The sequence below is a fragment of the Streptomyces sp. NRRL WC-3742 genome (assembly GCF_000720635.1).
Classification (GTDB): Bacteria; Actinomycetota; Actinomycetes; order Streptomycetales; family Streptomycetaceae; genus Kitasatospora.
In genome coordinates this window covers 35,231-48,880 of record NZ_JOCF01000088.1, presented here as the reverse complement: position 1 = coordinate 48,880, position 13,650 = coordinate 35,231, and the positions used below count along the sequence as shown (strand labels likewise).

The window sequence follows — 13,650 nt, the reverse complement described above, 5'->3', positions numbered from 1 at the left end:
GGCGTGGGGGTGGGGGAACTGCGCGGTGCGCTCATGATCGGTTCCTGGGGGTGTGGAAGGCAGGGGTGGTGGAAGGCGGGATCCTCTCGCTGCCCGGGGCCTGTCGGTGGTGTGGCGAGTGCCGGCCCTCACGCCATCGCGATGACGACCTTGCCGGCCTTGGCGCGGCCCTTCTCGGCGTACTCCATGGCTTCGCGGGTCTGCGCGAACGGGAAGACGCGGTCCACGACGGGGCGGACCTCTCCCGCGTCGATGAGCCGGGTGAGTTCGCGCAGTTGGTCGCCGCCGGCCTTCATGAACAGGAAGGAGTAGGTCACGTCCTGGCGCTTGGCCTGGCGTCGGGTCCTGAAGCTCAGCGCGCTCATCGCCTGCCGCAGGACCGGGTTCGCGCCGAGCTCGCGGGCGAAGTCCGCGTCGGGGGGCCCGGCGATGCTGATGACCTTCCCGCCCGGTTTGAGGACCCGCAGCGACTTCTCCAGGGTCTTGCCGCCGAGGGTGTCCAGGACGACGTCGTAGCCGTCCAGGAGCTCCTCGAAGTCCTGGGCGCGGTAGTCGATGACGACGTCCGCACCGAGTTCCCTGACCAGGGCGGCGTTGGCCGCGCTCGCGGTGGTGGCCACGTGTGCGCCCAGGTGCCTGGCCAGCTGGACGGCGACGGTGCCCACTCCGCCGGAGCCCGCGTGGATCAGGACCTTCTGGCCCGGCTGGACCTGTGCCCTCTCCACCAGCGCCTGCCATGAGGTGAGGGCCACCAGGGGAAGGGAGGCGGCTTCCGCCATGGTGAGGCCGGCCGGCTTGCGGGCCAGGTCGTTCTGGTGGACGGCGATGAGTTCGGCGAAGGTGCCGATGCGGTCCTTGTCGGGCCGGGCGTAGACCTCGTCACCCACCGCGAACCGGGTGACGGCCGAGCCGACCTGGACCACCACTCCGGCGAGGTCGTTGCCCAGCACGAGAGGGAGGCGGTACGGGAGGATCCGCCTGAAGGCACCGTCGCGGATCTTGAAGTCCAGCGGGTTGACACTCGCCGCATGGATCTTGACCAGCACGTCCTCGGCGCCCGGCTCCGGATCGGGCAACTCGGCGGCGCGCACCGCGGACCGGTCACCGTACTTCTCGATCAAGTAAGCCTTCATCGCTGTCTCCCTGTCCCGTCCGCACAGGGACGGGATCTCGGCTCGCTTCGGGCTGCCCCGGTACGAGATACCTTCTGGTCTTCACTGCTGGTTCATCACGCCCCGCCGATGCGGCGGGCGCGCCTCACGCTGCGGGCGGTGATGCGGCCAGGCTCCGCTTCACGTGCCGGGTGGTCTCGTCGGCGAGGATCTCGGGCAGTCCCCGCTCGATGCCGGCCAGCGCCTGGGCGGCGACCTCGGCGGGGTCGGCCTTCCGGTCGGCGGGAACGCTCGCGGCCATGTCCGTGTCCATGTATCCGACGTGCAGCGCCGAGACGGCGATGCGGCGGGGCGCCAGCTCCTCCCGGACCGCGCCGGTCAGCGCCCATGCCGCGGCCTTCGCCGCGGCGTAGGCGCCGAGGTCGGCCGGGTGCAGCCAGGACAGGACCGACAGCACGTTGAGCACGGCGCCGCCGCCGTTGGACTCGATGACCGGGGCGAATGCCCGCGTCACGGCGAGCGGGCCGAAGAAGTTCACCTCCATCTCCAGGCGCACCATGTCCGGGCTGCCCGTCATCAGGGGCGTTCCGGTGGAGATGCCCGCGTTGTTGACCAGCAGCGTCGCGTCGGAGGCGGTGCGAGCCGCCGCCCGGATCGACTCCGCGTCCGTCACGTCGAGCCGCAGCGGGATGGCACCCGGAAGGTCCACCGTTTCGGGGCGACGGGCCGCCGCGTACACCTTGGCCCCGCGTTCCACGAGCTGGGCGGCCAGATGCCGCCCGAGCCCCCGGTTGGCACCGGTGACCACTGCTACCGCGTCCTGCAGTTCCATGCTCACTCCCAGCGTCACGGACGCCTCCGGGCGGCCGCACCAATTAGATTACGACTACAATCTAAGCACTGGTCTAAGATAGATGCCAGTCGACATCCAATCGGGAGGTGGCCGATGGGCCGCGTATCGCAGGCGCAGGCGGAGGAGAACCGCCGGCGGGTCGTGGAAACCGCCTCCCGCCTGTTCCGGGAACAGGGGACCCACGTCAGCGTCGCCGACCTCATGAAAGCGGCCGGTCTGACCCACGGCGGCTTCTACAAGCAGTTCGCCTCCAAGGAGGCACTCATCGACGAAGCCACCGCCCACGCGTTCGGCGAACTCGCCCAGCACCACAAGGACGGGCTCGATCAGTACGCCGGGCGGCGCGACGCCGCCCAGCGGGCGCTGATCGACGCCTACCTCTCCACCGAGCACCGCGACAGCGCGGCAGACGGGTGCCCCGCCGCCGCACTCGCCACCGACATGGCCCGCGACGGCGGGGAGAGCGAGGCCCACCGCGTCTACACCCAGGGAGTGGGCGACTTCGCCGACTGGCTCGACACCAAGGACCAGGACGGCATCACCCGGCTGTGCACCATGCTCGGCGCCCTCGTCCTGTCCCGGGCCACCAAGGGCTCCCCGCTCTCCGAGGAGATCCTCACCACCGCACGCGAGGCACTGACGGCCACCGACTGACCGGAAGCACCGTGCAGGGCGAAGGCCGCAGGAAGGGTGCGCTTCTCGCACCCGGTCGTCATCCACTTCCCGTGAACGGCTCTCCGCGCTGCCTGTTGCTTCCGCGTGTACCACGACGATCGGCTCCGCCTTCGAGTACACAACGGCCGTCGCCGTCAACAACGCCGGCGTTTCCGTCGGGCACACCGGAGCCAAGGTGCCGTCCGACCAGCACCGCTACGCCCTCCGCTACGAGGCCGACCGAAGCCTGACCGAACTCAACGTGCTGCCGGAGACCTCCTACTCCTTCGCCGCCACCCGCCCGTTCGGGACCCCCTGGTGTGCCGGGTCGGCCCCGAACGCCCAGGTCAGGAAGTGCGGCGAGGGCCGGTTCGTCCTACGCGGGGCCGAGCAGCGGCGTGAGGTCGGCCGCCCACTCCGGGTACATCGCGACCTTCTCCTCGTGCAGGGCGAGGATCCGCGCCGGCAGGTCGGGTGCCGGGTCGTCGGACATGTCCGGGCCGATGGCGATCTTCGCCAGGTACGGGAGGATCTGCGGATCGCCGGCCAGGTGCACGGGGTCGTGCATGTACCGGCGCAGTGCCGCCATGTCCTCGATGCCCACGCAGTAGGCGTGGGTGTAACCGTCGGGTGCGCCGAGGTTCTGGCCGACGGCCGAGAACACGACCGAGTCGACGGCCGCCGTGCGGCGCATGATCGTCAGCACGTTCTCCTTCTCCTCGTCACTCACGCCGTCCTTGAACGCGAAGCGCAGCGTGTGAACGATCACGGCTCCCCCAAGCATGCGTCAACTGAACCAGCTGGTTCAGGAATCTGGTCTGGTCGGTTCGGATCTAGACTGAACCCATGGGTTCAGATTCGTCAACTGCCGTCAGTGGTACCGGTCATGGCGCGCGCAGTCGTGAGCAGCGGCGGGAGGCGATCCTGACCGCCGCCTTCACCGTCTTCGCTCGGCGGGGCTATGCGCAGACCTGTGTCCAGGAGGTCGCCCGGGAGGCCGGCGTCGCCAAGCCGACCGTCTACAACCACCTCGACGACAAGGAGGCCCTCTACCGGGAGGCCGTCCAGGCCGCCGCCGGGCGGGTCGCCGAGCAGGGCCTCGCGGCCGTCGAGCGGCTCCGTGGGGTGGCGGGCGGCCAGGTGGGCGAGGCACTGACGGCCATCGGGCAGGCCCTCGCCGAGCTGTGGCTCGGGCCGGAGGCGACCGCCCTGCGGGAGCTCGCCTGCGCTCACGCCGAATCGTTCCCCGGGCTCAGCGCCGACGTGCGGGAGCGCACCGCCGTCCGCCTCCAGCGCGCCCTCTCCGACCACCTCGCCCGCCTGGCCCTCGCCGGCCACCTACGCCCCTGCGACCCGGACCGGGCCGCCGAGCACCTCCTCGCCCTCCTCACGGGCCCGGCGCAGTTCCGCTCGTACGGCGCGGGGAGCGGCGACGGCGACGAGGACGCGAGGCAGGCCGTCGACGTCTTCCTCCGGGCCTACGGCGCTTGATCGGGCGGGCGCCCGCCCCTCCCCCCATCGGTCGGAGACCGCTGACGATGTGCGCCGACCTCGAAGCCTCCCGGTGTGCGACGGATCCCGGCGGCCGGCGCCCGTGCCAGGGCGATGCGGCGCTCGAGGCCGAGACGGAGGCCGCGACGGAAGACGGCGGCGGGTTCGTCTACCCGCTCGTCGCAAGCGGCCTGCGTGTCGATGTACGCCTCGAACTCGCCCTGCGGGTGGACACCTTGATCGCCGCCCACGCGGGCTCGTCAGTCGGCTGAGGAGTCGAAGGGCCTCCAGGCGGTCTCGGTCGTGCGGTTGGTGACGACCGTCTCCGGGCCGGCGGTGTGCGCTGCCAGGGTGGCGGCGATGAGGGCGTGGCCGGTGGGGAGGTCGTCGCGGATGAGGATGTCCAGCAGGATCAGGTCCGAGAGGATCTCGCCGGTCGCGCTGCGGCGCATCGTGGCGCCGCAGATCTCGGCGTTGCCGAGACCGGCCTCGGCGAGGCGGCGGTTGAGGTCCTCCGTCACCGTGCGGGCGTAGCCGTAGGGGCGGCCGTGGACGGGGAGGTCGAGTTGGAGGTCCCAGTGGCGGGCGGTGGCGAGGGGGCTCGGGCCGTACCAGCGGGTGAGGAGTGAGCCGGGTGGGAGGGCGGCGAGGGTTTCGACGGCCCAGCAGGCTTCGGCCCGGTCGTGGGGGTCGGACACGGCCCGGAGGAGTACGGCCTGACCGTAGCCGGCCGTGCGGAGGGCGGCGGCGAGGGCGGGCAGGTGGGTGGCGCCGTCGGGGACCGTGCAGCGGGTGAGGGCGGCGGCGACCGCGGGGTCGGCGAGGGCGGGATCGGTGGCGGCGTCGGCGAGGATGCGGTCGGCGCGGTCGAGGAGGTCCGCGTAGGCGGCGAAGGGGAAGCTGCCGTCCTCGCGCCGGAGGGTGTAGAGCGGCGGGCGGGAGGAGCGCTCCTGGGCCTGGGTGGCGACGAGGTGGCCGTCCGGTCCGGTGGCCGTCCACGTCAGGCCGCTGCCCGCCAGGTTGCGCCATTCCCACCACTGCCGGGTCTCGGGGCGAAGGCCAGTCGCCGCGCCGGGGCGGACGTGGCGGAAGGCGGCGTCGACGAGGGGGCTCATGGGGTCGGGGTCGTCGTTCTCGTCGAGGACGGTGAAGGTGGCGAGCAGCGCGAGGACCGGGCCGGAGTGGCGCAGTTCGGGGTCGACGAGGGCGAACGCCCGGGCCAGGCGGTCGAGTTCGCCCCAGCGCAGGACGTGCGGGATGGGGTGGGCCTGGTCGAGCCAGCCGAGGGCGGCGGGCTCGTCGAGGCCGGGGGCGTCGAGGTCGAGGGTGTAGGTGCCGTAGGTCAGGTCGACGTCGAGGACCAGCGCATGGCCGTCGTCGAGGGCGAACCGGGCCGTGAACTCGTCCTCCCGGTCGTCTTCGTCCCAGTGGTCCTCCTCGTAGGTGTCGTCGTGTTCGAACAGGTAGCGCGGCCAGAAGTCCGGGTCGGTGAGGCGGGCGGTGAAGGCGTGGTCCAGGGGCACGGTCGGGACGCTAGCAGCCACCACTGACAAAACGTCCGGGACGGGTGACGGGCCGGGGCGCACAATGTGACGTATGACCAGCAGCGATACGCCCCCGGAAAGCGACGAGCCCCTCGACGTCCCCCCGCCCTCGGCCCCGCCGCCCGGTTGGGAGAACCCGGCGGTGCGGGCGGACCGGCGGCTGGTGGAGCTGCTGCAGGAGCTGCGGGTGCTGCAGACCGGGGTGCAGATCGTCTTCGCGTTCCTCCTCGGCGTCGCCTTCACCCCGCGGTTCGCCGAACTGACCGACACCCAGCAGGACATCTACGTCACCACCCTGCTGCTGACCGTCGTCGCCTCCGCCGTCCTGGCCACCCCGGTGGCGCTGCACCGGGGCCTGTACCGGCACCCGGGCAAGGCGCGGATCGTGACCGTCTCCGCCCGGGTGGCGCAGGTGGGCCTGCTGCTGCTCGCCTCCGCGCTGACCGGCGCGGTGCTGCTGGTGCTGGACGTGGTGCTGGGGGCGCCGCTGGCGGTGGCGATCACGGGCGTGGTGGCGCTGATCTTCGCCTCGCTGTGGTTCGTCCTTCCCTGGGCCGTGCGCCGTCCACTGCGCCACGACCACGAGTGACGGCGGAGAGTACGTTCACCGCAGCGGCTCCCCGAACGGCCTCAGCGCTGCTTGGCCTGAGCCTCCTTGGCGGACACCTCCAGCCGGTTCCAGTAGTCCTGGTACCACGCCTCGTCGCCGCCGTCCATGTTGCTGTTGTCCTCCCGCATGCCGGCCTTGCCGTCGATCAGCTCACGGACGATGTCGGCGTGGCCTGCGTGCCGGTTCGTCTCGGCCGTCATGTGCAGCATGACCCGCTGAAGCGTCACGTCCCCGCTGTCGCCCCACCACGCGACGCGGCCCATCGCGTCGAGCGGCAGCGCCTCGATCGTCGCGTCCGCGTGCGCCCAGGCACGGCGGTAGAGGCCGAGCACCTCCTCACGCGACTCGTCGGCGGGCGCCCACATGTCCGCGTTGGGCTCGGCGCCCTCCTCGTGCCAGGGGAGGGACTCGTCGTGCGGACGGCCGAACGTCGGGCCGAAGTACCCGAGCTCGACGCTCGCGAGGTGCTTGACGAGGCCGAGGAGGTTGGTGCCGGTCGGCGTCAGGGGGCGACGGATGTCGTACTCGGACAATCCGTCCAGTTTCCAGACAACGGCCTTGCGAGCTGCCTTGAGGTACCGGTGCAGGTCGTCCTTGGGATCATTGGGCTTCATGGGACCGAGTCTCGCACCACCTGCCGACCGCAGTCGCGTGAGTTCGCCGGCCGCCCAGGATGCATCAGCCGGCGACTGGGCCGTCTGCGCCGCGAGATGCTGGACCTGCCGGAGCCGCTGTTGCCGGGCAGGACCACCAGGACGGTGCTCCCGCTGCCCGTCGCCCGTGCCCGGCCGGTGGGCGACGCCGGTGGGGGCGTCGGCTGCCCGGGCGGGCACGGGCGACGGTGCGGGACCGGGCCGGGGCCGGCTGTCGGGCGCCGGGGGCCGGGGGCCGGGCCGGGGAGTCGCGCGGCTCCCCTCACCCCCTTCAGAGTCCGCCGACCGGCCGAACCGCTTACCCGGGTTCGTCACCTCGGGGCCTCAGGCGACCTCGATGTCCGAGATCAGCTTGGTGGCGAGGTCGCTCTGCACGGCCAGCGTGGTGCGGCCGGCGTCCGCACCGGCGCCCCAGGTGAGTGTGACGGTGGTGAACAGGTGCCCGGCGCCCGAGTCGTGGTAGCGCACCTCCCAGCGGGCGGGCACGTTCTGGGCGCGCAGAACGCCGTCCGCGTGGTTGGCCTCCTCCCAGGCGGCGAGGCGCTGGCGCAGGTCCTCGGTGAGGTAGTGGGCGCGCAGTTCGCCGCCCAGGTCGTCGGTTCCGTCGGAGACGGCGTCGATGTAGGCGCCGTAGAAGTCGGCGACCCGGTCGACCGCCGAGTCGGGGCTGCCTTCGCGCGCGGGGCTGTCTGCTTCGGACATGAGAGGGTCTCCATCCGTCAGGGGAATCAAGCTGCCACGTCCTCAACGACCGTACGTCTCAAGGGGTTTCGCGCATTCGGCCATATTCCGCGGCCGGGATTCACCGGCGACGGGGCGACGGTCAGGGTCTGGATGTCGTCCTTGCCGTTCCAGTCGTTCGAGGTGCCGGGCGGCAGCATGGCGACGGTGGTGGTGACGGCATCCCGGGGCGCGAACGTGGCCACGCCGGCCGGGGTGGGTGCGGCGGGGTGGCCGCCGGTGGCGAAGACCGGGTCCCACGCCTTGCTGGTGGCGCTCACGGTGAGCTGCTCGGAGGTCAGCGACGGGGTGGGCCGGGTCAGCGGCGGGCCACGGTTCGTCCTCGCCCGCGAGGGCATCACCGTGGGCGACGTCCTGCTCCTGCGCCGGTGGGCCCTGCACCGCCGACGAGCCCGGTGGACGCGGTGGCCCCCGCGAGGTGGGGAAACGTGCACGCGAAGGAGACCCGCCGCCGCGCGGAGGCGGCGGGCTAGTGCCCCAGCAGGGACGGGAGTTCGTCCAGGCCGCGCAGGAGGTGCACGCCCGGGGCCGGGGTGCCACCGATGCCGGTGCGGTCGAGCCAGAAGGCGGTCAGGCCCGCGTCGCGGGCGCCGAGGCCGTCGACGTCGTGGCGGTCACCGACGTAGGCGACCTCGCCCGGTGCGAGGCCGAGGGCGGCGCAGCCGGCGTGGAAGATGGCGGCGGCGGGCTTGGGTTGGCCGAACTCGTCGGAGCAGATGAGGACTTCGTCTGCGGGGAAGTGGTGGAGCAGGCCCGTGATGTCGAGTTTCTCGCGCTGGTGGTGCAGGGAGGAGTTGGAGACGATGCCGAGGCGGTGGTGCGGGGCAAGGGCGGCGAGGGTGGGGTCGGCGTCGGGGAAGGCGGAGCGGGCGGCGTCGCGGTGGGTGACGTAGCCGGCGAACCAGGCGGCCGCCTGTTCGTCCGTCAGGGTGGAGCCGTCCTCGCCGAGGTGGTCGAGGAACTCACGGGCACGGGCGCGCTGTTGGCCGGAGAAGGTGAGTTCCCCGGTCAGGAAGCGGGCGTACTGCACCTCCATGATCTCGCGCCACAGGCCGACGGCCGCCTCGGCGTCGGGGAAGCGGCCGAGGAGACCGCGCTCTCCGAGGTGGGCGAGGAGGCCCGTGCGGTCGCAGCCCGTGTAGTCGTAGAGGGTGTCGTCGATGTCGAACAGGACGCCTCTGATGCCCTCAATCTGCTGGCTCACGCGGGCAGTTGCTGGCGAAAGCCATCCAGGGCGGGCGCGGTGGTGGTCGCGACGAACTCCGACACGCGGTACTCGGCCAGCCCGGCGAGGAGGAACGGGTCGGTGGCCGCGAGCGCCTCGATCTCGGCCCGGTCGTCGCCGACGGCGAGGATGAACCCGCCCTCGCGGGGCACCTTGCGCCCGGCGACGAGGAAGGTGCCGGACTCGATGTGCGAGCGCACCCAGGCGATGTGATCGGCCAGTTCGACGTCGATCCGGTCCAGTGTGGCGGTGTAGGACAGCTCCAGGATGAACATGGGGACCAGCCTAGTCCTGGCGGTCGAACCCGTGTCCGGCCGGGGCTCCCGGCAGCGTGCCAGGTCCGATCCTGCCAGGTCAGGAGGGGGTTGCGGTAGGACCTAGCGCACCCCTTCTTTCCCTTGTCCCGGTACGGCGCCGGCCCGCAGACTCGTCCGCATCCACTCCTCCGGCCTTCGCGCCGCCGCCCGCCCCGGGCGGCGTGCGCGCACGCCGTGCTGCCCGGACGCCGGGCGCGCAGGGGTGGGGGACGAATGAACGACATGAAGGGGGCGCACGGGATGCGAGTGCACAACGACCTGGTGCTGAAGGCGCGGATGCGGCTGCTGAGCCACGACGGGCGGGTGCTGCGCGGTGAGGAGGGCCTGCGGGTGTACCGGATGCTGTTCCCGCTGGCACCGCGGGTGTACGGCTCGCGCCTGGCGTACGTCCTGATCGAGGCGAGCCGCCGGCCCGCCCTGGCCGCGCTGCCCGGGCGGCGGCGCGGCCTGCTCGAGGAGGCCCTGGCGGCGGCGCGGGTCCTGGACGAGGACCAGCCGTACCGGGCGAAGATGCTGGACCGCGCCCTGCGCGACCTGGCGCTCCTGGACGCCCGGGAGACCACTGCGGCGACACCGGAGGTTCAGCCGCAGCAAGAGGAAGGCGCGGGGCGATAGGTGAACGGAGCACACCTGCGGTACAACATTGCTCATTTGACGCATGATCGGAGAAACGCCTGATATGAGCAGCACCCCCGGACTGTCCCGCCGCGCCCTCCTCGCCCGAGCCGGCGCCGGAGCCGCCGCCGTCCTCGCCGTCGGCTGGAACACCGCCACCCGCGCCTGGGCCGACGCCCCCGGCCCGCAGGTCGAGCAGCTGCCCGCCCTGGACGGCTCCGTCACCCTCCAGGGCGGCGAACTCGAGCGTTTCGCCTCCGACTTCGGCCACTTCGTCCGGCAGACCCCGCGCGCCGTGCTGCGCCCCGGCTCGGTGCGCGACGTCCAGCGGGTCGTCGCCTTCGCCCACCGCCACCGCATCCCCGTCGCCGTCAACGGCCAGAGCGGGGACGCCGCCAAGGTCGGCGCGGCCGGGCTGGAGTCGCACTCCAGCTACGGCCAGGCCAACCCCCGCGGCGGCATCGCGATCGACGCCCGCGGCCTGTCGCGGATCGTCTCCGTACGGCCGGGGCGCATCGTCGTCGAGGCGGGCGCGACCTGGGCGCAGCTGACCGACGCCGCGCTGGCGATCGGCTGGGCGCCGCCGTGCCTGACCGACTACCTGCACCTGTCGATCGGCGGCACGCTCAGCGTCGGCGGCATCGGCAACGGGGTCCGGCACCGCGGGCTGCAGACCGACACCGTCGAGTCCGTACGGGTGGTCACCGGCACGGGCGAGCTGGTCGAGGCTTCGCGCGAGCGGCACCGGGACCTGTTCGAGGCCGTCCTCGCGGGCGTCGGGCAGGCGGGCGTCATCGTGGGCGCCACGCTGGCACTCGTCCCCGCGCGGGCCCGCGCCCACGTGTTCGGCCTGTACTACGACGACCTCGGCACCTTCCTCGCCGACCAGGAGCGGGTGCTGGCGGACGGCCGCTTCGACCTCCAGGTCGGCGAGGCATCACTCGCGAAGGACGGCAGCGGGCACTGGCGCTACAAGGCCGAACTGGTGGCCCACTCCGACGAGGGCCAGCCGGTGGACCGGGCCGCGCTGCTCGCCGGGCTCAGCCCGGTGGCGGCGGAGACGACCGTGACCGAGCAGAGCTGGCGCGAGTACGCGTTCCGGGTGGACGGCTTCGCCGACTACCTGCGCGCGGCCGGGTTCTGGGACCTGCCCAAGCCGTGGCTGAGCCTGTTCGTGCCCGCCTCCGCGGCGAAGGAGTTCATGACCCTGGCGCAGGCCGAGATCGGACCCGCCGATCTGGGCGCGGGCATCCTGCTGTTCTACCCGTACGCGCGGGAGCGGATCTCCACGCCACTGGCCGTCCTGCCGGAGGAGCCGGTCGGCTGGCACTTCGACCTGCTCGCCTTCCCCGGCCCGGGCGCGGACCTCCCGGCGATGCTGCGGCGCAACCGCCGCCTGCACGACCTGGCCGTACGGCTGGGCGGCAAGCGCTACCCGATCGGCGCGGTGCCGGACCTGACGGAGGCGGACTGGCAGCGGCACTACGGCGCGCTGTGGGGGCGGGTCCAGCGGGCGAAGCGGCGCTTCGACCCGGCGGGCATCCTCGCCCCGGGGCAGGGCATCCACGCGTCCTGAGTGCGCCGCACGCCGGGGCCGTCTTCGCGGGCGGCCCCGGCGTGGCAACGCGGGCTCAGACCAGGCGGTGCATGCCGATCGAGTGCGGCGCGGTGGGCACGAACCCGTGCCGGGCGTACAGGCGGTCCGCCGGCCCGTCGGCGATCAGGGAGACGTACGCGCCGGGCACCGCCCGCTCCTCCAGGGCCCCGACCAGGGCGGCCATGATGCGGCCGCCGAGGCCCCGGCCCTGGTGCTCGGGCAGGACGCACACGTCGGCGATCTGGTAGACCGTCCCGCCGTCGCCGACCACGCGGCCCATGCCGACCACTCCCGCCTCGGGGTGGTGGACGGTCACGCCGTACCAGGTGTTCGCCAGACCGGCCGCGACGGCCTCGGCGGGGCGGTCGGTCATGCCGGAGCCGGTCCGCAGGCCGCGGAAGGTCGCGACGTCGGGGACGCCCACACGGATCTCGTAAGGGTCAATAATGTCACTCATACCTTACAGATTACAAGATCCCCTCCGGCGGCCGTGGGCCGGTGCAGCCGCACCGCCTCCGCCGTCAATGCCGCGCCCGTGGGTGACCCCTCGCAGAACCGTCCACGACGACGTCGCCCTCGACCGCCATGACCCCGGACCCTACCGGGCGCGATGTTGCGGTGCTGTTGCGGTCGGCGTGGCCGAGGGGCCCGGCGTAGTAGCGTCGGGCGTGCAAGTCGTGGGCGTGACAAGGATCTTGAAAGCCAACCGGACGGGGGTCGACAGGTGGGAAGGGGTGGTGGGTGTGGCACGGGCCCGCGCGACGGCGCGAGTGATCAAGCACCCCGGCGTGGAGGACGTCAACGTCCAGCAGGTACTCGAGGCACTCGCCGACCCAGCCCGGCGCACCGTGGTGCGCACCCTCGCCCACTCCACCACCCACCTCAGCTGCGGCTCCTTCGACCTCCCCGTCGGCCGCTCCACCACCAGCCACCACTTCACCGTTCTCCGTGAGGCCGGCCTGCTGCGCCAGTACTACATCGGCACCACCAAGATGAACGCCCTGCGCACCGAGGAACTCGAACAGCGCTTCCCGGGCCTCCTCAACGCCGTCATCTCCGCCGCCGACCACGAGGCTGCGGGCGACCAGGCGGCCGACCACGAGGCCGCGGGCAACGCAACTACGAGGAGCGCCTGACGAACCGCTCGCTCACGCGGGTACGCCGGCGTGGGTGAGGGGTGGGGCGATGGCCTGGGCGTCGGCGTGTTCGCCGAGCCAGAGGCCGATGAGGAGGGCGGCGGTGGCCTCGAGGAGGTGGGCACGGGCGAGGGGGCCGGCGGCGAGGGGGTGGCAGCCGAGGTCGCGGACGAGGTGGCGGGCGGTGGCGAGGGCGTGGGCGTCGTCGCCGCAGAGCGGGACGGCGAGGGGGCGGCCGTCGAACACGGGTGGGCGCAGGTGCCAGACGCTCTCGTGGCAGAGGTTGAACGCCTTCACCACGTGCGCGCCCGGCGCGGCGGCCGCGATCCGTTCGGCGACGGACGGGCCGGTGCCGGTGGCGAGGGTGAAGCCGGGGACGACGGCGTTGGTCGGGTCCAGCACCGTGCGGCCCGCCAACTCCCGTGCGTGGAAGGCCGCGAGCTCCTCCGCCGCCGCGTACGGGACGGCGAGCAGGACGGCCCCGTCGCCGTGGACCACCGCCTCCCGTACGGTGCCCGGGCGGGCGCCGATGCGCGCGGCCGTCGCGGCGGCGCGGGCGGCGTCCCGGCCCCCGACGATCACCTCGTGCCCGGCGCGCGCCCACTGTGCGCCCAGTGCGGTGGCCATGCCGCCGGTGCCGACGATGCCGATCCTCATGCTCAACTCCCCTGCCGTACCGCGCCCGTGGGCCTGGAGCTCGAAGGTACGACGCCACTGGTGCACCATTCGGTGCATGAGCGTTCAGCAGGACTTCCTCGCCGACTGCCCGGCCCGGCTCGCCTTCGACCTACTCGGCCACACCTGGGACCCGGTGGTGCTGTGGGCGCTGCGCCACCGCCCGTACCGGCCCCGGGAGTTGCGGCGGATGATCGGCGGCATCAGCCCCAAGGCACTGACCGACACCCTCAACCGGCTTCGCCACGCGGGCCTGCTCGACCGCACCGCCTACCCGGGGGTGCCGCCGCACGTCGAGTACGCCCTCACCGACCTCGGGCGCAGCCTGCTGGGCCCCGTCGAGGCGCTGGGTATCTGGGCCGCCGAACACGGCGGCGAGGTGGCGCGGGCCTGGGAGGAGAGCGAGCGCCGGGCGCCGGGCTGACCG

At 72.8% G+C, this 13,650-nt stretch carries 19 protein-coding genes; 8 read left to right on the top strand and 11 right to left on the bottom strand.

Annotated features, from left to right (window positions below; translation table 11 throughout):
- Positions 1 to 128 precede the first annotated feature (128 nt).
- On the bottom strand, positions 129 to 1,133 hold the full coding sequence (locus IH61_RS0135225) for an NADP-dependent oxidoreductase (protein ID WP_031077546.1): 1,005 nt from the start codon (positions 1,131 to 1,133) through the stop codon (positions 129 to 131).
- Between the two features lie 124 nt (positions 1,134 to 1,257).
- Complete coding sequence (locus IH61_RS0135220) at positions 1,258 to 1,944, bottom strand: SDR family oxidoreductase (RefSeq protein ID WP_031077544.1); 687 nt, start codon at positions 1,942 to 1,944, stop codon at positions 1,258 to 1,260.
- Positions 1,945 to 2,058: 114 nt separating this feature from the next.
- On the opposite strand from IH61_RS0135220, the gene IH61_RS0135215 reads away from it, so the two are divergent.
- Positions 2,059 to 2,619, top strand: coding sequence for a TetR/AcrR family transcriptional regulator (locus tag IH61_RS0135215; RefSeq protein ID WP_031077542.1), 561 nt, complete (start codon positions 2,059 to 2,061; stop codon positions 2,617 to 2,619).
- Between the two features lie 376 nt (positions 2,620 to 2,995).
- Here IH61_RS0135215 and IH61_RS0135210 read toward each other — a convergent pair whose 3' ends face one another.
- A complete protein-coding gene (locus IH61_RS0135210; RefSeq protein ID WP_031077540.1) occupies positions 2,996 to 3,388 on the bottom strand; it encodes a Dabb family protein in 393 nt (130 codons plus the stop codon).
- A gap of 77 nt (positions 3,389 to 3,465) precedes the next feature.
- Between IH61_RS0135210 and IH61_RS0135205 the strand changes: the two genes are divergently transcribed.
- The gene (locus IH61_RS0135205) at positions 3,466 to 4,110 is read left to right on the top strand and encodes a TetR/AcrR family transcriptional regulator (protein ID WP_031077539.1); all 645 of its coding nucleotides are present in this window, start codon (positions 3,466 to 3,468) and stop codon (positions 4,108 to 4,110) included.
- Positions 4,111 to 4,157: 47 nt separating this feature from the next.
- The gene (locus tag IH61_RS0135200; protein WP_031077537.1) at positions 4,158 to 4,382 is read left to right on the top strand and encodes a hypothetical protein; all 225 of its coding nucleotides are present in this window, start codon (positions 4,158 to 4,160) and stop codon (positions 4,380 to 4,382) included.
- On the opposite strand, the gene IH61_RS43500 is transcribed toward IH61_RS0135200, so the two are convergent.
- On the bottom strand, positions 4,371 to 5,633 hold the full coding sequence (locus tag IH61_RS43500) for a hypothetical protein (RefSeq protein WP_051838581.1): 1,263 nt from the start codon (positions 5,631 to 5,633) through the stop codon (positions 4,371 to 4,373). The genes IH61_RS0135200 and IH61_RS43500 overlap by 12 nt on opposite strands.
- A 73-nt stretch (positions 5,634 to 5,706) precedes the next feature.
- On the opposite strand from IH61_RS43500, the gene IH61_RS0135190 reads away from it, so the two are divergent.
- On the top strand, positions 5,707 to 6,243 hold the full coding sequence (locus tag IH61_RS0135190) for a DUF6328 family protein (protein WP_199823433.1): 537 nt from the start codon (positions 5,707 to 5,709) through the stop codon (positions 6,241 to 6,243).
- Positions 6,244 to 6,284: 41 nt separating this feature from the next.
- On the opposite strand, the gene IH61_RS0135185 is transcribed toward IH61_RS0135190, so the two are convergent.
- The 5 genes from IH61_RS0135185 to IH61_RS0135165 form a co-directional block, all read right to left on the bottom strand.
- A complete protein-coding gene (locus IH61_RS0135185; protein ID WP_031077533.1) occupies positions 6,285 to 6,878 on the bottom strand; it encodes a DinB family protein in 594 nt (197 codons plus the stop codon).
- A 363-nt stretch (positions 6,879 to 7,241) separates the two neighbouring features.
- Positions 7,242 to 7,619: a hypothetical protein gene (locus IH61_RS0135180; protein ID WP_031077532.1), complete on the bottom strand. Its 378-nt coding sequence runs from the start codon at positions 7,617 to 7,619 to the stop codon at positions 7,242 to 7,244.
- A 26-nt stretch (positions 7,620 to 7,645) separates the two neighbouring features.
- A complete protein-coding gene (locus IH61_RS0135175) occupies positions 7,646 to 7,918 on the bottom strand; it encodes a hypothetical protein (RefSeq protein ID WP_158845630.1) in 273 nt (90 codons plus the stop codon).
- Between the two features lie 209 nt (positions 7,919 to 8,127).
- Positions 8,128 to 8,862, bottom strand: coding sequence for an HAD family hydrolase (locus tag IH61_RS0135170; protein ID WP_031077530.1), 735 nt, complete (start codon positions 8,860 to 8,862; stop codon positions 8,128 to 8,130).
- Positions 8,859 to 9,158 (bottom strand): YciI family protein, encoded by a 300-nt coding sequence (locus tag IH61_RS0135165; RefSeq protein ID WP_031077529.1) that lies wholly within the window; start codon positions 9,156 to 9,158, stop codon positions 8,859 to 8,861. Before IH61_RS0135165 ends, IH61_RS0135170 begins: the two co-directional genes overlap by 4 nt.
- A gap of 255 nt (positions 9,159 to 9,413) precedes the next feature.
- On the opposite strand from IH61_RS0135165, the gene IH61_RS0135160 reads away from it, so the two are divergent.
- Positions 9,414 to 9,815 (top strand): hypothetical protein, encoded by a 402-nt coding sequence (locus IH61_RS0135160; protein WP_199823432.1) that lies wholly within the window; start codon positions 9,414 to 9,416, stop codon positions 9,813 to 9,815.
- A 64-nt stretch (positions 9,816 to 9,879) separates the two neighbouring features.
- Positions 9,880 to 11,391 carry an FAD-binding protein gene (locus IH61_RS0135155; protein ID WP_031077525.1) on the top strand — a complete coding sequence of 504 codons (1,512 nt, stop codon included), beginning with the start codon at positions 9,880 to 9,882 and terminating at the stop codon, positions 11,389 to 11,391.
- A 55-nt stretch (positions 11,392 to 11,446) separates the two neighbouring features.
- Here the strand turns inward: IH61_RS0135155 and IH61_RS0135150 are convergent, their stop codons facing one another.
- Positions 11,447 to 11,869, bottom strand: coding sequence for a GNAT family N-acetyltransferase (locus IH61_RS0135150; protein ID WP_031077522.1), 423 nt, complete (start codon positions 11,867 to 11,869; stop codon positions 11,447 to 11,449).
- A 286-nt stretch (positions 11,870 to 12,155) separates the two neighbouring features.
- On the opposite strand from IH61_RS0135150, the gene IH61_RS49230 reads away from it, so the two are divergent.
- Positions 12,156 to 12,548: an ArsR/SmtB family transcription factor gene (locus IH61_RS49230; RefSeq protein WP_031077520.1), complete on the top strand. Its 393-nt coding sequence runs from the start codon at positions 12,156 to 12,158 to the stop codon at positions 12,546 to 12,548.
- 12 nt (positions 12,549 to 12,560) lie between these two features.
- On the opposite strand, the gene IH61_RS0135140 is transcribed toward IH61_RS49230, so the two are convergent.
- A complete protein-coding gene (locus IH61_RS0135140; protein WP_031077518.1) occupies positions 12,561 to 13,205 on the bottom strand; it encodes an NADPH-dependent F420 reductase in 645 nt (214 codons plus the stop codon).
- A 76-nt stretch (positions 13,206 to 13,281) separates the two neighbouring features.
- Here IH61_RS0135140 and IH61_RS0135135 point away from each other — a divergent pair, with 76 nt between their 5' ends.
- Positions 13,282 to 13,647: a winged helix-turn-helix transcriptional regulator gene (locus IH61_RS0135135; protein ID WP_031077517.1), complete on the top strand. Its 366-nt coding sequence runs from the start codon at positions 13,282 to 13,284 to the stop codon at positions 13,645 to 13,647.
- Positions 13,648 to 13,650: the final 3 nt, after the last annotated feature.